Genomic DNA, 18,851 nt, shown 5'->3' with positions numbered 1-18,851 from the left:
GGGCACCTCGCCATCGGCGTGTCGGACGGCTTCGCACCGGTCCCGCGACACGCCGCGGTACCGAAAGGGGAGAGACCATGCCCGTCCCTCGACGCACCCCAGGGCTGCGGAGCGGAGCGACCGTCACCGCCCTGACCGCCCTCGTCGCCCTCGCCGCGCCGCAGGCGGGGGCGACCCCCGCCGCCACGCCGCCGACGCCCGCTCGGCGCGCCGCCACCACCTTCCACGTCGACTGCGCCGCCGGCTCCGACACCGCCCCCGGCACCAGCGCCGCGACCGCCTGGCGCACCCTCAAGAAGGCGAGCGCGGCCCGCTACCGGCCCGGCGACCGGATCCTCTTCCGGCGGGGCACCACATGTACCGGCACCTTCGCCCCCACCGCCTCCGGCACGGCCGGGTCGCCGCTCGCCGCGGGCGCCTACGGCAGCGGCGCCGCACCGCGGATCGCGGGCGCCGGCGCGCGGGCCGCGATCCTCCTGGACAACGTCCAGCACTGGGAACTGCGCGACCTCGACGTCACCAACACCGGCCCCGTCACCACCACGGAGCGGCGCGCCGGGGTCCTCGTCCGACTGCACGACTTCGGCACCGGCCGCCACTACCTCGTCGACGGTGTGACGGTGCACGACGTCAACGGCGCCGACTTCAAGGACCCGGACCCCTCGGGCGGCATCCTCTTCGCCGTACAGGGGACGGCGAGGCCCAGCCGCTTCGACGGGGTGACGGTACGTCACTCCAGCGTGCGGCACACCGACCGTACGGGCATCGGCACCTCGTCCACGTGGGGGCGGCGGCCCGAGCATCCGAACGGGCCCGGCACCACCTTCGCGCCGATCACCGCACTGTCCGTGCACCACAACACCGTGCGCGACGTCGGCGGCGACGGCATCGTCGTACAGAACGCCGTGGGCGCACGGGTGGAGCACAACCGCGTCGACGGCTTCAACATCCGCTCGGGCGGCTACAACGCCGGCGTCTGGGCCTGGAACTCCGATGCGGTGCGGTATCAGTTCAACGAGGTCAGCGGCGGTCACGGCACCCGGGACTCGATGGCGTACGACCTCGACGGCGGCAACAACGGCAACGTCTACCAGTACAACTACAGCCACGACAACGAGGGCGGCTTCCTGCTGGTCTGCAACGGCGAGGGGATGACCTCGGACCGCAACACCGTCCGGTACAACGTCAGTGTCAACGACCGCAACACCGCGGCTCCCTATGGCGTCATTTCGGTCGTCTGCGGCCCCGCCACCCGCACGCTGGTGCACAACAACACCCTGACCACGCGCTTCCCGGGCACGGCCATGGTCAGCAGCAACGGCCCCGGCGGCGTCACCTTCCGCGACAACGTGTTCGCCGGCGCCCCGGCCGGCTCCCCGATTGCCGATACACACAACACCTACGACCACAACCTCTACGCCCGGACTCCCGGGATACCCGCCGGCGACACCGGCGCGGTCCGGGCCGACCCGCTCTTCGTCACCCCCGACGACGTGCGGCTGCGCGCCGGCTCCCCGGCACTGGGCGCCGGCGTACGGGTCCCGGGCGGGGGCGGGCGGGACTTCTACGGCAATCCGGTGCCCGACCCGCCGAACATCGGAGCCGACCAGGGGCCCGGTAAGTAGGCCGATCCTCGCGGTGCCGCATCCGCAACCCGGGAATTTTCTGCGAGCCTGGGCGGCGCGCCCGGAATCCCGGCTGGTCAAAGAGGTGCCGGGGCCATCGGCGTGCCGGGCGGGCTGCCTCGTTAGCGGTGTGTTAGTGCCTCGTTAGCGGACCGGCAGTGCCCGGAGCCACGCTGGAAGAACAACGGACGGACCGTACGCACCCCACACACGAGCTCGCACCTACCAGACGAGGGGGACACTCATGTCGCTCACCATCAAGACGCCCGGCCGCGGCCGCCGTGTCGCCGCCGGATCGCTGATCGCCGTGGCGGCGCTCGCGCTGACCGCCTGCCAGGACGGGAACGGCACGGCCTCCCGCCCCTCGTCGGCAGCCGCCCCCGTCACGTCCCAGAACCAGGAGAGCGGCAGCGCAGCCGAGGCCTCCGGCGCGCAGCAGCCGTCGTCGGCCGGCCAGCAGTCCGCGGCCGGCAAGGAGTCCACGGCGGGCGAGAAGCCGTCGGCGAACTCGGCGACCGTGCCCGGAGGCAAGGCCACGGGCGGCGCCCCGAGCGCCTCGGCGTCGCACACCTCGGCCATGACGGCGTCGGACCGCTGCACCGCCGCCGACATGTCGCTGCGCCTGGGCGCCGCCGACATCGGCGCGGGCAACATCCGCTACCCCCTCGTCTTTACGAACAAGGGCAAGAAGGCCTGTACGCTGCGCGGCTTCCCCGGCGTGTCGCTGATCCAGCGCGACGGCTCGCCGGTCGGCAAGCCCGCGACCCGCTCGGGCGGCGCCGGCGGCAGCGTCCGACTCCAGCCGGGACAGAGCGCCCACGCCCTGCTGCACACCGTCAACGACGGCGTCACGGACACCCCCTGCTGGAAGGACTCCCAGATCGTCTTCGTCTACCCGCCCGGGTCCAAGGAGTCGATGACCACGGGCAGCCGGGGCCTGCGGGTCTGCGGCGGACGCTTCGACGTGACCGCGGTGGAGGCCGGGTCGCTCGGCTGACGCCCGGCACGGTCCCCTGCGGGCGCCCGGTCCATCGGACCGGGCGCCCGCTGCGTCGCGGCCCGCCACGATGCGTCACCGGAACGGCCCCCGGTGACCGGCTCGGCTGGTCAAGGGGTGTTACCAAGGTGGACGGAAGCCTTGAACCATCGCTTTCGTTGCATATCCGCCGAGGAGACATCGCCATGTCCGCAGCATCGAGCGTGGCCGACAAGGCCGCCGCGAACGGAAAACCGTCCGCCGAGGACGAGTCCCCGATCCATATCCTCTGGATCAACGCCGGTCTGAGCTGTGACGGCGACTCGGTGTCGCTCACCGCCGCGACCCAGCCGAGCATCGAGGAGATCGCGCTCAGCGTGCTACCGGGACTGCCCAAGGTAGCCGTGCACTGGCCACTGATCGATTTCGAGTGCGGCCCGGTCCAGGGCGCGGACACCTTCATCGAGTGGTTCTTCAAGGGTGAGCGCGGGGAGATCGACCCGTTCGTCCTGGTCATCGAGGGATCCGTCCCCAACGAGTCGATCAAGCCGGAGGGCTACTGGTGCGGTTTCGGCGACGACCCCGAGACCGGCCAGCCCATCACGACCAGTGAGTGGATCGACCGCCTCGCCCCCCAGGCGCTCGCCGTCGTCGCGATCGGCACCTGCGCCACCTACGGCGGCATCCACGCCATGTCCGGCAACCCGACCGGTGCCATGGGCGTGCCCGACTACCTCGGCTGGGACTGGACCTCCAAGGCCGGCATCCCGATCGTGTGTGTGCCCGGCTGCCCGATCCAGCCGGACAACTTCTCCGAGACGCTGACCTACCTGCTCTACCAGGCGGTCGGTGCGGCCCCGATGATCCCGCTGGACGAGCAGCTGCGACCCACCTGGCTCTTCGGTGAGACCGTGCACGAGGGCTGCGACCGGGCCGGTTACTACGAACAGGGCCAGTTCGCCACCACCTACGACTCGCCCAAGTGCCTGGTGAAGCTCGGATGCTGGGGCCCCGTGGTCAAATGCAATGTCCCCAAGCGGGGCTGGATGGACGGCATCGGCGGCTGTCCGAACGTCGGCGGTCTGTGTATCGCCTGCACCATGCCCGGCTTCCCCGACAAGTTCATGCCGTTCATGGACGAGCCACCCGGCGGCAAGGTCTCCAGCACCGCCAGCGCGGCGTACGGCAGCGTCGTCCGCATGCTGCGCGGCATCACGGCCAGGACCGTCGACCACGAGCCCAAGTGGCGCCACCGCGGCGACCAACTGACCACCGGCTACCGCAAACCGTGGTGAGCGCACCCCCGTAGCCGCCCGGCACGACCCCGGACTCTCCGTCCGACCCCACCTCCTGCGTACAGAAGGGCAACGGCACACACGATGGCACCCAAGACGAAGGCGGCCGGTGACGGCAGCGGTCTGACGGAGATGTCCTGGGATCCGATCACTCGGATCGTGGGCAGCCTCGGCATTCACACCAAGATCGACTTCAAGCAGAAGCGGGTGGCGGAGTGCTACAGCACCTCGTCCGTCTTCCGCGGCTACAGCGTCTTCATGCGCGGCAAGGACCCGCGCGACGCCCACTTCATCACCAGCCGGATCTGCGGCATCTGCGGCGACAACCACGCCACCTGCTCGGTGTACACGCAGAACATGGCCTACGGGGTGAAGCCGCCGCACCTGGGGGAGTGGATCATCAACCTCGGCGAGTCCGCCGAGTACATGTTCGACCACAACATCTTCCAGGAGAACCTGGTCGGGGTCGACTACTGCGAGAAGATGGTCCGCGAGACCAACCCCGGGGTCTGGGAGGTCGCCCAGCGCACCGAAGCCCCGCACGCCGGCGACCACGGCTACCGCACCATCGCCGACATCATGACCGCCCTCAACCCCATCGAGGGCGAGTTCTACCGCGAGGCGCTCCAGGTCAGCCGCTACACCCGGGAGATGTTCTGCCTGATGGAGGGCCGCCATGTGCACCCCTCCACGCTCTACCCGGGCGGTGTCGGCACCGTCGCCAGCGTCCAGCTCTTCACCGACTACCTCAGCCGGCTGATGCGCTACGTCGAGTTCATGAAGCGCGTCGTCCCGCTCCACGACGACCTGTTCGACTTCTTCTACGAGGCCCTCCCGGGCTACGAGGAGGTCGGCCGGCGCCGCGTCCTGCTGGGCTGCTGGGGCGCCCTCAACGACCCGGAGCACTGCGACTTCACGTACCGCAACATGACGGACTGGGGGCGCAAGATGTTCGTCACCCCCGGCATCATCGTCGACGGCAAGCTCGTGACCAACGACCTCACCGAGATCAACCTCGGCATCCGGATCCTGCTGGGCAGCTCCTACTACCAGGACTGGCAGGGCCAGGAGCAGTTCGTCACCCACGACCCGCTCGGCAACCCCGTCGACCCGCGCCACCCGTGGAACCAGCACACCATCCCCGCCCCGCAGAAGCGGGACTTCAACGACAAGTACAGCTGGGTGATGTCCCCGCGGTGGTTCGACGGCAAGGAGCACCTCGCGCTGGACACCGGCGGCGGCCCGATCGCCCGGCTCTGGTCCACCGCGCTGTCCGGCCTCGTCGACACGCCGTACGTCAAGGCCACCGGCCAGAGCGTGGTCATCGACCTGCCGCGCAGCATGACCAAGCCCGAGGCCCGCTTCGAGTGGAAGATCCCGAAGTGGAGCAACGCCCTGGAGCGCAACCGCGCCCGCACCTACTTCCAGGCGTACTCGGCCGCCATGGCGCTGCACTTCGCCGAGCAGGGCCTCAACGAGGTACGCGCCGGACGCACCCAGACCTGGGAGAAGTTCGAGGTCCCCGACGAGTCCATCGGCTGCGGTTTCACCGAGGCGGTACGCGGCGTCCTCTCGCACCACATGGTCATCCGGGACGGCAAGATCGCCAACTACCACCCCTACCCGCCGACTCCGTGGAACGCCAGCACCCGCGACACCTACGGCACCCCGGGCCCGTACGAGGACGCCGTCCAGAACACCCCGATCTTCGAGGAGAACACCCCGGAGAACTTCAAGGGCATCGACATCATGCGCACGGTGCGCAGCTTCGACCCGTGTCTGCCCTGCGGCGTCCACATGTACGTCGGCGACGGCAGATCCGTACAGAAGATGCATGTGCCCACCGGCCTGAGCGGACTGTCCGGATGAGCGCCCCCACCGCCCCGGAGCAGACCGCCGCGCCGAACGCGGAGGCGACCGGCCGCCGCGTCGAGGAGGTCCTGGACCGGCTCGCCCGGCGCGAGGACCGGGAGGCGAGCGCCGCCGCCGAGGAACTCGTGCGCGCGCTGATGGACTTCTACGGCGCGGGGCTCGCCCGGATCGCGCACCTCCTGCAACGCGACAAGGGCGACGGCGGCCCGTGGGCGGCGCTGCTCGGCGACGAGCTGGTGGCCGGCCTGCTGGTGCTGCACGACCTGCACCCCGAGGACACCGCCGCCCGCATCGACCTCGCCCTGGACAGCGTCCGCCGCCGGCACCCGGCCGACGTCGCGGAGTTCGCCGCCGACACCGGCGTGCTGCGGCTGCGGTCGGCCGACTCCGGCGGCTGCGGCTGCCCCAGCACGAGCCAGGCCGCCCAGCAGGCCGTCGAGGCCGCCCTGAGCTGCTTCGCCCCCGAGGTGACCGCGGTGCAGTGGGAGGCGGCCGACGCCCGCACCGAACCGCCGCTGCTGCAGATCTCCAGCCGCCCGCCGACCGCCGCCACCGTCTCGTGAGCGCCCCGCAGACGGCGGCCATGCGTCTGGGGCCGCTGACCGCCCACCGCGGTCTGCGCCGCTTCCGCGCACCGGCACCGCCCGCCCCCGAACGCTGCGAACTGTGCGCGATGGTGCTCGCCGAGCACAACCACCGCCATCTGGTCGACATCAGCCGCCGCGCGCTGGCCTGCGCCTGCACCCCCTGCGCGCTGCTCTTCGAGGCGCCCGGCGCCGGGCAGTTCCGCAGCGTCCCCGACCGCTACCTCGTCGACCCCGGCCACACCCTCGACGACGGGGCCTGGGACCTGCTGCAGATCCCCGTCGGCGTCGCGTTCTTCCTGCGCCACTCCGACCTGGACCGGCTGGTCGCGCTCTACCCCAGCCCGGCCGGCGCCACCGAGAGCGAACTGGACCCGTCCACCTGGCAGACCGTGCTGGCCGCCAGCCGACTGGCCGGACTCCTCCAGCCCGACGTGGAGGCGCTGCTGCTGCGCCGCATCGAGGGGCGGATCGACTGCTACCTCGTCCCCATCGACATCTGCTACGAACTCGTAGGCCGTATGCGGCTGCTGTGGCACGGCTTCGACGGCGGCGCCGAGGCGCGCGCCGCGCTCGCCGACTTCTTCACCAAGGTCGCCCGCCGGGCCCGGCCCCCGAAGGAGGACGACCGGCCGTGACCGACCTGTCCTTCGTCTGTACCGGTGTCCGCGCCGACCCCTACGCCGCCGCCCCCACCCTGCTGTTCCGGCTGCGCCTGTCCGCCCCCGACCCGGCGGTGCGGGTGCACGCGGTCGCGCTGCGCTGCCAGATCCGGATCGAGCCGGCCCGGCGCGGCTACCGGCCCGACGAGGCCGAGGCGCTCGCCGACCTCTTCGGCGACCGCTCCCGCTGGAGCAGCACCCTGCACCCCCTGCAGTTCGCCCAGGTCTCGCTCGTCGTCCCCGGCTTCACCGGCGAGTGCGAGGTGGATCTGCCCGTCCCGTGCAGTTACGACCTGGACGTCGCGGCCGGCCGCTACTTCCACGCGCTGCGCGACGGCGAGGTCCCGCTGCTGCTGCTCTTCTCCGGCACGGTCTTCGCCGGCGCCGGCGGCTTCCAGGTCCAGCCGGTGCCCTGGAACAAGGAAGCGTCCGTCCGCATGCCGGTGACGGTCTGGCAGGAGATGACCGAGGCACACTTCCCCGGCTGCGGCTGGCTCCGGCTGCCGCGCGAAACCCTCGACGCCCTGCTCGCCTACCGCTCCCGGCGCGCCCTGCCCTCCTGGCAGGCGACCGTCGAGGCGCTGCTGGCCGGCGCCGACGGCCCCGAGCCGCCCGCCCCGCGCGCCCGGCTCTTCCCCGGGGCCGCCCGCCCCGTCACCGAGAGGACCGCACCGTGACGACCGGCGTCCTGCCCGACGAGGCGGCGGACCGCTTCGCCACCGCCCGCCAGGTGGCCGACGCGGTGCTGTTCGAGGGCTATGTGCTCTACCCGTACCGCGCCTCGGCCGCCAAGAACCGGCTCCGGTGGCAGTTCGGCGTCCTGGTGCCGCCGGGCTGGGGCGCCGAGCACGCGGAGCACTCCTTCCAGCGCACCGAATGCCTCATGGAGCCCAGGGCGGGCGCCCGGCTCTCGGCCGAACTGCGGTTTCTGCACGCCCAGCGGCGCACCGTCCAACGCCTCGTCGCCGACGGGGAGTTCGAGACCGTGGAGCAACTCGAACTGCCCGACCGGGTGGTGTCCTGCTGGGACGAGGGGACCGAGGAGCGCATCACCCTGGACGTGGACGTCGCCAAGCTGACCGACGAGGGCCTGACGATCCCGTTCACCCGCCCCGCGCACGAGGAGACCGAGCCGGTCCACGACGCCCAGGGGCGGCCGGTCGGCCGGCTGGTGCGCCGCCGCGCCGGGATCCAGGGCCTGGTACGGCTGACCGCCGACGCGCTCGACGGACCGTACGCGGCGCTGCGGCTGACCGCGACCGTGGAGAACACCAGCACCTGGCAGCCGGACGACGCCGGCGCCGACCGGTCCGCCGCACTGCCGTACTCCCTGGTCGGCGCCCATCTCCTGCTCGGCCTGAGCGCGGGCTCGTTCCTGTCCATGACCGACCCGCCCGAATGGGCCCGGGCCGCCGCCGCGTCCTGCCGCAACGAGCACTCCTGGCCCGTGCTGGCCGGTGAGTCCGGCCGCGCCGATGTGGTGCTGTCCTCCCCGATCATCCTGGAGGACCATCCGGCCATCGCCCCCGAAAGCCCCGGCGCGCTCTACGACGCCCTGGAGATCGACGAGATCCTCGCGCTGCGCACCGCCGCCCTCACCGACCAGGAGAAGCGCGAGGCCCGCGGCACCGACCCGCGCGCCGCCGACGTGATCGCGCTCGCCGACACCATGCCGCCCGAGGTCCTGGAGCGGCTGCACGGCGCCGTCCGGGCGTTGCGCGAGGTCACCGACGCCGGCCCGGCCGCCCCCGCCGACCCGGCCGCCCCCGACGTGCCGGGCACCCGCCCGGACACCCCCTGGTGGGACCCGGCCGGCGACCGCGGCGTCGACCCGGAGCACGACCGGATCACCGTCGACGGGCGGTCGGTCGGCGCCGGCAGCCGGGTGCTGCTGAAGCCGGGACTGCGCCGCACCGACGCCCAGGACCTCTTCCTCCAGGGCCGCAGCGCCCGGGTCGAGGCCGTGCTGCACGACGTGGACGGCGGGGTGCACCTCGCGGTGACCGTCGAGGACGACCCGGGCGCCGACATCCAGCGGGAACAGGGCCGCTTCCTGTACTTCCAGCCCGATGAGATCGCCCCTCTGGAGGACGCGTGAGCTCCGCCGCCCCCGCCGCCGGACCGCCCGGGAAGACCCTGATCGCCGGCGTCGGCAACATCTTCCTCGGCGACGACGGCTTCGGTGTCGAGGCCGTCCGCCGGCTCGCCGAACACCCCCTCCCGGAGGGCGTGGAGGTCGTCGACGCCGGTGTACGGGGCGTGCACCTCGCCTACCAGATGCTGGACGGCTACCACACCGTCCTGCTCGTGGACGCCGCCGCGCGCCGAGGCGCACCCGGCACCGTCTACCTCCTCGACGCCACCACCTCCGCCCCCGCCGCCGGTGCCCCCGCGCTCGACGGCCACCACATGACCCCCGACACCGTGCTCGCGCTGCTCGACACGCTCAGCGCGGGCACCGGCCAACGGCGCCCGCGGCGCGTCCTGGTCGTCGGCTGCGAACCCGCCGATGTCGCCGAAGGCATCGGGCTCAGCGCACCGGTCGAGGCCGCGGTCGACGAGGCCGTACGACTGATCCTGCGTCTGGTCGGCGCGGACGCACCGGCATCCGGCCCCGCGGACGACCCGGTACCGGGCGCCGCGGAGGAACCGGAACACCCCGCCGAAGAGCCGGCACCGGTCGCCAACGGACCGGGCACCAGTGAGAGGAACACGACACCATGCTGAAGCTCGCCCTGGGCGGCGCGGCCGCCACCGCACTCGCCCTCGCCATGAAGTCCCTGCTTCCCGACCTCAAGCGCTATCTGCGCATCCGGGCCATGTGACCCGACCGCGGCCGGCCGCCGCCCGCGCTGCACCGAACGGCGTACCCCGCCGCGCCGCCCCGGCGAGGCATCCGGGCCGCCCCACGGCGGCGCCGTCTAATGAAGCCCAGGGCCGCCGGACACCCCCCGGCGGCACCCGGCCGTCCCCGCACCAGAGAGGGACCGATGCACGAGATGTCCATCGCGCTGGCCGTCGTGGACCAGGTCGAAGGCGCGGCCCGGCCCGCCGGGGCCACCGCGGTCCGCAGCGTCCGGTTGCAGGTCGGCGAACTGGCCGGAGTGGTCCCCGACGCACTGGCCTTCTCCTTCGAACTCGCCTGCGCCGGCACCGCGCTGGAGGGCGCCGAACTCGTCATGGAACCGGTGCCCGCCCGCGCCCGCTGCGGCCCCTGCGCGACGACCTGGCAGGTGGGCATGCCGCCGCGGCTGAGCTGCCCGGACTGCGGCGGGGCGACGGACGGGCTGCTGTCCGGCCGTGAACTGCAGATCGTCACCGTGTGCTGGAACGACGCCCCGGTCCCCGCACCGATTCCTCAGGAGCGCTGAACCATGTGCCGTGTCGTCGATCTGCAACAGGCCGTCCTCGCCAAGAACGACGCCTGCGCCCACACCCTGCGCGAGGACCTCGCGGCCAGGGGCACCGCGGTGGTCAATCTGCTCTCCAGCCCCGGCAGCGGCAAGACCGCCCTCCTGGAGCGCGAACTCACCCTCGCCCGCAGCCGCGGCATCCCCGTCGCGGCCCTCACCGCCGACCTCGCCACCGAGAACGACGCGGTCCGGCTGTCCCGCTCCGGAGTGCCCGTCAAGCAGGTGCTCACCGACGGGCTGTGCCACCTGGAGGCCGAGATGCTCGGCGGGCATCTGCACGGCTGGCTCCCCGCCGACACCCGGCTGCTGTTCATCGAGAACGTCGGCAACCTGGTCTGCCCGGCCTCCTACGACCTGGGGGAGACGCTGCGCGTCGTCCTGGCGTCGGTCACCGAGGGCGAGGACAAGCCGCTGAAGTACCCCACCGCCTTCGGCCTCGCCCACCTGGTCGTCGTCACCAAGACCGACATCGCGCAGGCGGTCTCCTTCGACGAGGCGGAGTTCCGCGCCAACGTCGAGCGGATCAACCCCGGCGTCGAGATCGTGCTCACCTCGGCGCGCGGCGGCGAAGGGGACGGCGTACTGCTGGAACGGGCGCTGGCCGCGCGCGACGGAGCGCCGGTGCACCTCCCCGTCATGACCCGCAAGTCCCACCATGTCCACGACGCCGGGGAGGGGCAGCAGCCGCGGGCCGAGGCATGCCAGGACGAGCACCACCACACCCACGCTCCGCGGGTGACGGGCGGACACACCCACCGGACCGGCCCCGGCACCGTGGCGTCGAGCCGCTCATGACCACCGGGCAGGTCGACCGGGCCCCGACGGCGGCCCCCGCGGCGGCCGCCGCGCGCCGCCGGATCACCGTGCGCGGCGTCGTCCAGGGCGTCGGCTTCCGGCCGTTCGTCCATGCCCTCGCCACCGAACTGGGCCTGACCGGCCATGTCGCCAACACCGGTGAGGGCGTGGTCGCCGAGGTCGAGGGCCACCCCGCCGCGCTCGCCCGCTTCGCCGAACGGATCGGCGCCGAGGCACCCCCGCTGGCCGTCGTCGAGGCCGTCGACGGCGAGGACATCGCCGCGGTCGGCGAGGCCGGGTTCCGCATCCTGCCCTCCCGGGGCCACGGCTCGTCCCGCACCCTGGTCGCCCCGGACGCCGCCACCTGCGACGCCTGCCTGGCCGAGCTGACCGATCCGGCCGACCGCCGCCACCGGCACCCCTTCTTGACCTGCACGCACTGCGGGCCGCGGTTCACCATCGTCACCGCGCTGCCTTACGACCGCGCGCTGACGACCATGGACCGCTTCCCGATGTGCGCGGGCTGCGCGCGGGAGTACGCGGACCCGGCCGACCGGCGCTTCCACGCCCAGCCCATCGCCTGCCACGACTGCGGCCCCCGGCTGCGCCTGCTGACCGCGGACCCCGACGACCGCACCCGGCCGCCCCGCCCGGAGCACGGTGCCGACCCGGTCGCCGGCGCCCGGCGGCTGCTCGCGGACGGCGCCATCGTGGCCGTCAAAGGCCTCGGCGGCTACCACCTGGTCTGCGACGCCTCCCACGACACCGCCGTCAGGCTGCTGCGCCGCCGCAAGGCCCGCGGTGACAAACCGCTCGCCCTGATGGCCCGTCATATCGACGACATCGCCCACCTGGTGCGCGTACGGGACGAGGAACGCGCGCTGCTCACCGGACCCCAGCGGCCCATCGTCCTGCTGCGCCGCACCCCGCATCCCGCGCCGGTGCCCGGCGCGCCGGCGCTCTCCGAAGCCGTCGCCCCCGCCAGCCCCGACCTGGGCGTCATGCTTCCCTACACCCCGCTGCACCACCTCCTGCTCGGCCTGCCCGGCGATCCGCCCGGGCCCCGGCTGCTGGTGATGACCAGCGGAAACCTCGCCGGTGAACCGATCGTCACCGACGACGACGAGGCCCTGCGCCGGCTGGCGCACCTGGCGGACGCCTGGCTCACCCACGACCGGCCGATCCGGATCCCGTGCGACGACTCGGTGGTCCGGATCAGCGACGGCGAGCCGCTGTTCGTACGCCGCTCCCGCGGCTATGCGCCCTTCCCCGTCGCGCTCCCGGTGCCCGTACGGCCCGCGCTCGCGGCCGGCGGCGACCTGAAGAACGTGCTGTGCCTGGCCGAGGGGCGCCGCGCCTGGCTGTCCGCGCACATCGGCGACATGGACGACTTCGCCACCCAGCTCGCGTTCGAAGCGGCCGAGGCGCACCTGGAGACGGTCACCGGGGTGCGCCCCCAGCTCCTCGCCGCCGACCGGCACCCCGGCTACCGGTCCGGCCAGTGGGCCCAGCGCCACACCGAGGGCCGGCCGCTCGTGCGGGTCCAGCACCACCATGCGCATATCGCCTCGGCCATGGCCGAACACGGCCTCGACGGCGGCCTGCCGGTCATCGGCGTCGCCTTCGACGGCACCGGCTACGGCGACGACCAGGCCGTGTGGGGCGGCGAGGTCCTGCTCGCCGACTACGACGGATACCGCCGCTTCGGGCAACTCGCCTATGTGCCGCTGCCCGGCGGCGACGCCACCGTACGGCGCCCCTACCGGATGGCGCTGGCCCATCTGCGCGCCGCCGGCATCGACTGGGCCGAGGACCTGCCCCCGGTGGCGGCCTGCCCGCCCGATGAACGGCGGCTGCTGGCCCGGCAGCTCGAACGCCACCTCAACTGCGTGCCCACCTCCAGCATGGGCCGGCTCTTCGACGCGGTCTCCTCCCTCGCCGGGATCTGCCACCACTCCGGCTACGAGGCGCAGGCCGCCGTCGCACTCGAAGCCGCCGCCCTGACCGCCGGCGAGGACGACGGCGTCGGCTACACCTTCGCCCTGCACCCCGCACCGGCGGACCCCAAGGGCCTGCTCGCCGACACCCTCGCCGACCCGGCGCCGCTGCTCACCGCGGTCGTCAGGGACGTGCGCGCGGGCACCGCCCCGGCGCTGATCGCCGCCCGCTTCCACACGGCGGTCGCCGGCCTGGTGCGGGACCTGTGCGGGCAGGCGCGGGAGCGGGCCGGACTGGGGACCGTCGCCCTGACCGGAGGCGTCTTCGCCAACACCCTGCTGGCCGAGGCCACCGCCGGCCGACTGCGCCAGGACGGCTTCACCGTCCTGCGCCACCGCTCGATCCCGCCCAACGACGGGGGGCTGGCGCTCGGCCAGATCGTCGTGGCGGCGCGCACCACGCCCCTGTACGGCGGGGTGGGCGTGCCCTGAGCCAAGTGGCGCGCGGCAGACGCACGTACCCATGACGAGGAGAGGCCCATGTGCCTGGCGGTACCCGGCAAGGTATTGGACATCGAGGAGCGGGACGGCACCCGGATGGCCACCGTCGACTTCGGCGGGGTCGTCAAGGAGGTGTGCCTGGAGTACGTCCCGGACCTGAAGGTCGGCGAGTACGCGATCGTGCACGTCGGCTTCGCACTGCAGCGCCTGGACGAGGAGTCCGCCCGGCAGACCCTCGCGCTCTTCGAGGAACTCGGTCTGCTCCAGGAGGAGTTCGGAGATCCCTGGGAGGCGGCGGCCGCCTCCCGGGAAACGGCGGAGACAGGCGGCGCCACGGCGACGGCCGTGGGTGGGACGGCGCGGGAGGCGCGGCAGTGAAGTACATCGACGAGTTCCAGGACCCCGAGCTGGCCCGCCGGCTGCTGGACGACATCCACGCCACGGTGACCCGGCCCTGGGCCCTGATGGAGGTCTGCGGCGGCCAGACCCACACCATCATCCGGCACGGGATCGACCAACTCCTGCCCGACGAGGTCGAGTTGATCCACGGTCCGGGCTGTCCGGTCTGTGTGACGCCGCTGGAGGTCATCGACAAGGCCCTGGAGATCGCCGCCCGCCCCGACGTGATCTTCTGCTCCTTCGGGGACATGCTCCGCGTCCCCGGCAGCGACCGCGACCTGTTCCAGGTGCGCAGTCAGGGCGGCGACGTACGGGTCGTCTACTCCCCACTCGACGCGCTGAAGATCGCCCAGCAGAACCCGCACCGCGAGGTGGTGTTCTTCGGCATCGGCTTCGAGACCACCGCCCCGCCCAACGCCATGACGGTCCATCAGGCGAGCCGGCTCGGCATCCCCAACTTCAGCCTGCTGGTCTCGCACGTCCGGGTACCACCCGCCATCGAGGCGATCATGACCTCGCCCAGCTGCCGGGTCCAGGCGTTCCTCGCCGCCGGCCACGTGTGCAGCGTGATGGGCATGGGGGAGTACCCGCCCCTCGCCGAACGCTTCCAGGTCCCGATCGTCGTCACCGGCTTCGAGCCCCTGGACATCCTGGAGGGCATCCGCCGCACCGTCCACCAGCTCGAACGCGGCGAACACACCGTGGACAACGCCTATCCGCGCGCCGTGCGCACCGAGGGCAACCCGGCCGCCCAGGCCATGCTTGCCGATGTCTTCGAGGTCACCGACCGCGCCTGGCGCGGCATCGGCACCATCCCCGCCAGCGGCTGGCGGCTGTCGGAGCGCTACCGCCACTACGACGCCGAGCACCGCTTCTCCGTCTCCGGCATCACCACCCGCGAACCCGCCGCCTGCCGCAGCGGCGAGGTCCTGCAGGGCCTCATCAAGCCGCACGAATGCGAGGCGTTCGGCACCACCTGCACCCCGCGCACCCCGCTCGGCGCCACCATGGTCTCCAGCGAGGGGGCCTGCGCCGCCTACTTCCTCTACCGCCGACTCGGCACCCCGCCCACCCCGCTGGAGGCGACCCCCGTTGTCTGACACCCCCCGCACCGCGCCGAACGTCCCCACACCGGCCGACCGCCAACTGCCCACCGTCGACATCTCCGGCTGGACCTGCCCCACCCCGCTGCGCGACCAGCCGCGTGTGGTGATGGGGCACGGCGGGGGCGGTGCGCTCTCCGCCGAACTCGTCCAGCAGATCTTCGTACCCGCCTTCGGCGGCGAGGTCCTCGCCCAGCTCGGCGACTCCGCCGCGGTGTCCCTCGGGGGTGCCCGCCTCGCCTTCTCCACCGACTCCTTCGTCGTGCGGCCGCTGTTCTTCCCCGGTGGCAGCATCGGCGACCTCGCCGTCAACGGCACCGTCAACGACCTCGCCATGAGCGGCGCCCGGGCCGCCTACCTCTCCTGCGGGTTCATCCTGGAGGAGGGCGTGGAGATGCCGGTGGTCGCCGGGGTCGCCGACGCGATGGGGGCGGCCGCGCGGGCCGCCGGCGTCGAGGTGGCCACCGGCGACACCAAGGTCGTCGAGGCGGGCCACGGCGACGGCGTCTACATCAACACCGCCGGCATCGGCCTGATCCCGTCCGGGGTCGACCTCCGCCCGCAGCGTGTCGTCCCCGGCGACGTCGTGATCGTCAGCGGTGACATCGGCGTCCACGGCGTGGCGATCATGAGCGTCCGCGAGGGCCTGGAGTTCGGCGTCGAGATCGAGAGCGACTGCGCGGCCCTCGGCGGCCTGGTCGAGACCATGCTCGCCGTCACCCCCGACCTGCACGTCCTGCGCGATCCCACGCGCGGCGGGCTGGCCGCGGCCCTGTGCGAGATCGCCACCGCCTCCTGCACCGGCATCGTCATCCAGGAACGCGCCATCCCCGTCCCCCCGACCGTCGCCAACGCCTGCGCCATCCTCGGCCTGGACCCCATGTACGTCGCCAACGAAGGCAAACTGGTTGCCTTCGTCCCCCGCGAGCACGCCGACGCCGTCCTGGACGCCATGCGCACCCACCCCCTGGGTGCCGGCGCCACCATCATCGGCGAGACCGTCGCCACCCACCCCGGCATGGTCGTGGCCCGCACCCTCCTGGGCGGTACCCGCGTGGTCGATCTGCCACTGGGGGAGCAGCTGCCGCGGATCTGCTGAGGCGCCCGGCGCGCGCAGTGTCCGCTACGGCGCGGCGGGCGGCGAGGGGGTGTTCCCTCGGCAGACCGTAGGGACCCCTCCGGCCGCCGGGACGACGGGAACCGTCACGCCCGCTGACCTCTTCGCTCCTGGCCGCTACGGTGTCGGGCCATGGGCCGGCTGACGATCGCGATGCACCATGTGCGAGCCGCGCTGAGCGGCGCACAACGCCTCGGCGTCGACACCGTGCCGCTGCTCCAGGCCGCCCGGATCCCGCCGCTGCTGCTCGGCGACGACCGCGCCCGCGTCACACCGGAGCAGTTCACCCGGCTGGTCAAGGCCCTGCACCGCGCGACGGACGACGAGTTCCTGGGCCTGGGACCCGAGCCCAGCCGCCGCGGCACCTTCGCCATGATGTGCCACGCCTGCCTGGGCTGCCCCGACCTGGGCGCGGCGCTGGACCGGGCGGCGCGCTTCTACCGGCTCTTTCCCGGCGGACCCGAGATGGCGGTCGAGACGCTCCCCGCCCCGGCCGGCCACCGCGCCCCGGCAGTCTTCTCCGTACGCACCGACCTGCGCCCCTACGACGAGGGCGACTTCCTCTCCGAGTGCATCCTGATCATCTGGCACCGGCTCTCCAGCTGGCTGATCGGCCGCCGCATCCCGCTGCGCTGGGCGCAGTTCGCCTATCCGGCGCCGGCCCACGCCCACGAATACGACGTACTGTTAGGCTGCCCGGTGCACTTCGGAGCCGAGCGCACCGCGGCCGGCTGGGACGCACACTGGCTCGCCGCGCCCGTCGTACGGGACGAGGGCGCGCTGGCGGCCATGCTGCGGCGGGCGCCGGCCGATCTGCTGAGCCGGCGCGACTACGGCACCACCGTCGCCGAGCAGGTGCGCCGCACCCTCGTCCAGGCGCTGCGGACCGCGACCCCGGCACGGCTCCCGGAGGTCGGCGAGGTCGCGGCCCGGCTGGCGGTGAGCCCGGCGACGCTGCGGCGCAGGCTCCAGGCCGAGGGGACCTCGTACCAGCGGCTGAAGGACGCGGTACGCCGGGACGCGGCGATCAGCTCACTGGTCGCGGGCCACGAGCCGATCGCCGAACTCGCGGCGCGGATCGGCTTTTCGGAGGACACCGCGTTCCACCGCGCCTTCCGGCGCTGGACGGGCACCACACCCGGCGCCTACCGGCTGAGCGGGGCGGCCGCCGAGCAGCCCGGCCGCCCCGCCCCCGTCGACCGGCCCACGCGTCATGAGACACCGGGTCAACCAAGCTGAGCGTCCCGGTCAGCGCCTTCCTTACCGGCGAGTCACTACGGTCGCAGCAACCACCCCGGCATCCACGTCAGTTGGGAGAGCCGTATGCACCGTCGCCCCACCGCACTCGCCACCGCCGCCCTGGCACTCACGCTCGGCCTCACCGGCGCGAGCGCCGCGGCACCGCGTCCGGCCGCGCAGCCGCACGGCAGCCCCGGCGACATCGTGGCCTCCGCCCCGACGTCCTTCCATCCGCTGCCCGGCCAGCCCACCCGCACCCGCGCCTGGCACGTCACCTACCGCTCCACCACCGCCGAGGGCACCCCCAACACCGTCTCCGGCACGGTCGTCGTCCCCGACGACGGCCGCACCGGCCCCCGGCCGCTCGTCACCTACGCCGTCGGCACCGTCGGCCTCGCCGACTCCTGCGCGCCCTCGGCCGGCTTCCCCAAGGGCACCACCATGGAGGCCAATCTCATCCAGCAGCTCACCGCCCGGGGCTGGGCGGTCGCGGTCACCGACTACGAAGGACTCGGCACCCCCGGCGACCACACCTACACCGTCGGACGCGCCGAGGGACAGGCCGTCCTGGACGCCGCCCGAGCCGCCCAGCGGCTGCCCGGGGCCGCTGCGGCCGGCGTCACCGAGGACTCCCCGGTCGGCATCATGGGCTACTCCCAGGGCGGCCAGGCCAGCAGCTGGGCCGCCGAACTGCACCGCTCCTACGCGCCCGAACTCGACGTCAAGGGCACCGCGACCGGCGGCGTCCCGGCCGATCTGCGCAAGGTCGCCGACGCCAACAACGGCAACATCGGCGCCGGACTCATCCTGATGGCCGCCACCGGGCAGAACGCCGCCTTCCCCGAACTGCACCTGGAGAAGTACCTCAACGACAAGGGCCGGCACTACGTCGACTTCATGAAGAAGAACTGCGTGGCCGTCGACACCGTCGCCGGTCTGTTCAAGAAGATCTCCGACGTCACCGTCAGCAACCCGCTGGACGAACCGGACTGGCAGCGACGGCTGCGCGCATCGGACCTGGGCACCCGCGAGCCGGACGCCCCGGTGTACCTCTACCACGGGACCGTCGACGAACTGATCCCCTACGGGGTCGGCAAGCAGCTGCGGGCCGACTGGTGCGCCAAGGGCGCCACCGTCCAGTGGCAGTCGATCCCGCTCGGTGAGCACGTCCTCGGGGCGATCGTGGGTTCCCGGCCGGCCGCCGACTGGCTCGCGGACCGCTTCGCGGACCGGCCGACGAAGGGCAACTGCGGCTGAGCCACCGCCGATACCACGAGGTCGCACGCGCCGCACGCACGATGCGCCGGGGACCGCGGGCCATGCCCCGCGGTCC

Annotated in this window: 18 protein-coding genes; all 18 read left to right on the top strand. The window is 73.0% G+C overall.

The window, feature by feature from the left end:
* Positions 1–77 precede the first annotated feature (77 nt).
* The 18 genes from ACFWZH_RS36710 (at position 78) to ACFWZH_RS36625 (ending at position 18,775) form a co-directional block, all read left to right on the top strand.
* A complete protein-coding gene (locus tag ACFWZH_RS36710; RefSeq protein ID WP_384441859.1) occupies positions 78–1,625 on the top strand; it encodes a hypothetical protein in 1,548 nt (515 codons plus the stop codon).
* A 244-nt stretch (positions 1,626–1,869) separates the two neighbouring features.
* Positions 1,870–2,622: a DUF4232 domain-containing protein gene (locus ACFWZH_RS36705; protein WP_384441856.1), complete on the top strand. Its 753-nt coding sequence runs from the start codon at positions 1,870–1,872 to the stop codon at positions 2,620–2,622.
* Between the two features lie 185 nt (positions 2,623–2,807).
* The gene (locus ACFWZH_RS36700) at positions 2,808–3,896 is read left to right on the top strand and encodes a hydrogenase expression protein HypE (RefSeq protein ID WP_384441853.1); all 1,089 of its coding nucleotides are present in this window, start codon (positions 2,808–2,810) and stop codon (positions 3,894–3,896) included.
* An 84-nt stretch (positions 3,897–3,980) separates the two neighbouring features.
* On the top strand, positions 3,981–5,765 hold the full coding sequence (locus ACFWZH_RS36695; RefSeq protein ID WP_384441850.1) for a nickel-dependent hydrogenase large subunit: 1,785 nt from the start codon (positions 3,981–3,983) through the stop codon (positions 5,763–5,765).
* Positions 5,762–6,331, top strand: a complete 570-nt coding sequence (locus ACFWZH_RS36690; RefSeq protein WP_384441847.1) for a hypothetical protein — start codon at positions 5,762–5,764, stop codon at positions 6,329–6,331. The genes ACFWZH_RS36695 and ACFWZH_RS36690 overlap by 4 nt, the downstream gene beginning before the upstream one ends.
* Before the next feature lie 20 nt (positions 6,332–6,351).
* Positions 6,352–6,990 carry a DUF5947 family protein gene (locus tag ACFWZH_RS36685; RefSeq protein ID WP_384441889.1) on the top strand — a complete coding sequence of 213 codons (639 nt, stop codon included), beginning with the start codon at positions 6,352–6,354 and terminating at the stop codon, positions 6,988–6,990.
* Positions 6,987–7,691, top strand: coding sequence for a DUF6084 family protein (locus tag ACFWZH_RS36680; protein ID WP_384441844.1), 705 nt, complete (start codon positions 6,987–6,989; stop codon positions 7,689–7,691). The genes ACFWZH_RS36685 and ACFWZH_RS36680 overlap by 4 nt, the downstream gene beginning before the upstream one ends.
* Positions 7,688–9,112, top strand: a complete 1,425-nt coding sequence (locus ACFWZH_RS36675) for a hypothetical protein (protein ID WP_384441841.1) — start codon at positions 7,688–7,690, stop codon at positions 9,110–9,112. The genes ACFWZH_RS36680 and ACFWZH_RS36675 overlap by 4 nt, the downstream gene beginning before the upstream one ends.
* A complete protein-coding gene (locus ACFWZH_RS36670; protein WP_384441838.1) occupies positions 9,109–9,741 on the top strand; it encodes a hydrogenase maturation protease in 633 nt (210 codons plus the stop codon). Before ACFWZH_RS36675 ends, ACFWZH_RS36670 begins: the two co-directional genes overlap by 4 nt.
* A complete protein-coding gene (locus ACFWZH_RS36665) occupies positions 9,735–9,839 on the top strand; it encodes a DUF6893 family small protein (protein ID WP_384441835.1) in 105 nt (34 codons plus the stop codon). Before ACFWZH_RS36670 ends, ACFWZH_RS36665 begins: the two co-directional genes overlap by 7 nt.
* 165 nt (positions 9,840–10,004) lie before the next feature.
* On the top strand, positions 10,005–10,385 hold the full coding sequence (locus tag ACFWZH_RS36660; RefSeq protein ID WP_384441832.1) for a hydrogenase maturation nickel metallochaperone HypA: 381 nt from the start codon (positions 10,005–10,007) through the stop codon (positions 10,383–10,385).
* Positions 10,386–10,388: 3 nt separating this feature from the next.
* A complete protein-coding gene (gene hypB / locus ACFWZH_RS36655) occupies positions 10,389–11,222 on the top strand; it encodes a hydrogenase nickel incorporation protein HypB (protein ID WP_384441829.1) in 834 nt (277 codons plus the stop codon).
* Positions 11,219–13,651 carry a carbamoyltransferase HypF gene (gene hypF, locus ACFWZH_RS36650; protein WP_384441826.1) on the top strand — a complete coding sequence of 811 codons (2,433 nt, stop codon included), beginning with the start codon at positions 11,219–11,221 and terminating at the stop codon, positions 13,649–13,651. Before hypB ends, hypF begins: the two co-directional genes overlap by 4 nt.
* Positions 13,652–13,699: 48 nt before the next feature.
* Positions 13,700–14,038 carry a HypC/HybG/HupF family hydrogenase formation chaperone gene (locus ACFWZH_RS36645; protein ID WP_384441823.1) on the top strand — a complete coding sequence of 113 codons (339 nt, stop codon included), beginning with the start codon at positions 13,700–13,702 and terminating at the stop codon, positions 14,036–14,038.
* Positions 14,035–15,159, top strand: coding sequence for a hydrogenase formation protein HypD (gene hypD, locus ACFWZH_RS36640; protein ID WP_384441820.1), 1,125 nt, complete (start codon positions 14,035–14,037; stop codon positions 15,157–15,159). Before ACFWZH_RS36645 ends, hypD begins: the two co-directional genes overlap by 4 nt.
* Entirely contained in the window at positions 15,152–16,261 is a 1,110-nt protein-coding gene (gene hypE, locus ACFWZH_RS36635) for a hydrogenase expression/formation protein HypE (protein WP_384441817.1), read from the top strand. The genes hypD and hypE overlap by 8 nt, the downstream gene beginning before the upstream one ends.
* 150 nt (positions 16,262–16,411) lie before the next feature.
* Entirely contained in the window at positions 16,412–17,518 is a 1,107-nt protein-coding gene (locus ACFWZH_RS36630) for an AraC family transcriptional regulator (protein ID WP_384441814.1), read from the top strand.
* Positions 17,519–17,602: 84 nt separating this feature from the next.
* Positions 17,603–18,775: a lipase family protein gene (locus ACFWZH_RS36625; protein ID WP_384441812.1), complete on the top strand. Its 1,173-nt coding sequence runs from the start codon at positions 17,603–17,605 to the stop codon at positions 18,773–18,775.
* Positions 18,776–18,851 lie beyond the last annotated feature (76 nt).

Source organism: Streptomyces sp. NPDC059008 (genome assembly GCF_042749045.1).
In the GTDB taxonomy this organism is placed as follows: Bacteria; Actinomycetota; Actinomycetes; order Streptomycetales; family Streptomycetaceae; genus Streptomyces.
This window is presented reverse-complemented; position numbering and strand designations above follow the sequence as displayed.

Excerpts from the sequence above, each read along its gene's own strand:
- ACFWZH_RS36710 (WP_384441859.1), top strand. The coding sequence starts at position 78 with ATGCCCGTCCCTCGACGCACCCCAGGGCTGCGGAGCGGAGCGACCGTC.
- ACFWZH_RS36705 (WP_384441856.1), top strand. The coding sequence starts at position 1,870 with ATGTCGCTCACCATCAAGACGCCCGGCCGCGGCCGCCGTGTCGCCGCC.
- ACFWZH_RS36700 (WP_384441853.1), top strand. The coding sequence starts at position 2,808 with ATGTCCGCAGCATCGAGCGTGGCCGACAAGGCCGCCGCGAACGGAAAA.
- ACFWZH_RS36695 (WP_384441850.1), top strand. The coding sequence starts at position 3,981 with ATGGCACCCAAGACGAAGGCGGCCGGTGACGGCAGCGGTCTGACGGAG.
- ACFWZH_RS36690 (WP_384441847.1), top strand. The coding sequence starts at position 5,762 with ATGAGCGCCCCCACCGCCCCGGAGCAGACCGCCGCGCCGAACGCGGAG.
- ACFWZH_RS36685 (WP_384441889.1), top strand. The coding sequence starts at position 6,352 with ATGCGTCTGGGGCCGCTGACCGCCCACCGCGGTCTGCGCCGCTTCCGC.
- ACFWZH_RS36665 (WP_384441835.1), top strand. The coding sequence starts at position 9,735 with ATGCTGAAGCTCGCCCTGGGCGGCGCGGCCGCCACCGCACTCGCCCTC.
- ACFWZH_RS36660 (WP_384441832.1), top strand. The coding sequence starts at position 10,005 with ATGCACGAGATGTCCATCGCGCTGGCCGTCGTGGACCAGGTCGAAGGC.
- hypB (WP_384441829.1), top strand. The coding sequence starts at position 10,389 with ATGTGCCGTGTCGTCGATCTGCAACAGGCCGTCCTCGCCAAGAACGAC.
- hypF (WP_384441826.1), top strand. The coding sequence starts at position 11,219 with ATGACCACCGGGCAGGTCGACCGGGCCCCGACGGCGGCCCCCGCGGCG.
- ACFWZH_RS36645 (WP_384441823.1), top strand. The coding sequence starts at position 13,700 with ATGTGCCTGGCGGTACCCGGCAAGGTATTGGACATCGAGGAGCGGGAC.
- ACFWZH_RS36630 (WP_384441814.1), top strand. The coding sequence starts at position 16,412 with ATGGGCCGGCTGACGATCGCGATGCACCATGTGCGAGCCGCGCTGAGC.
- ACFWZH_RS36625 (WP_384441812.1), top strand. The coding sequence starts at position 17,603 with ATGCACCGTCGCCCCACCGCACTCGCCACCGCCGCCCTGGCACTCACG.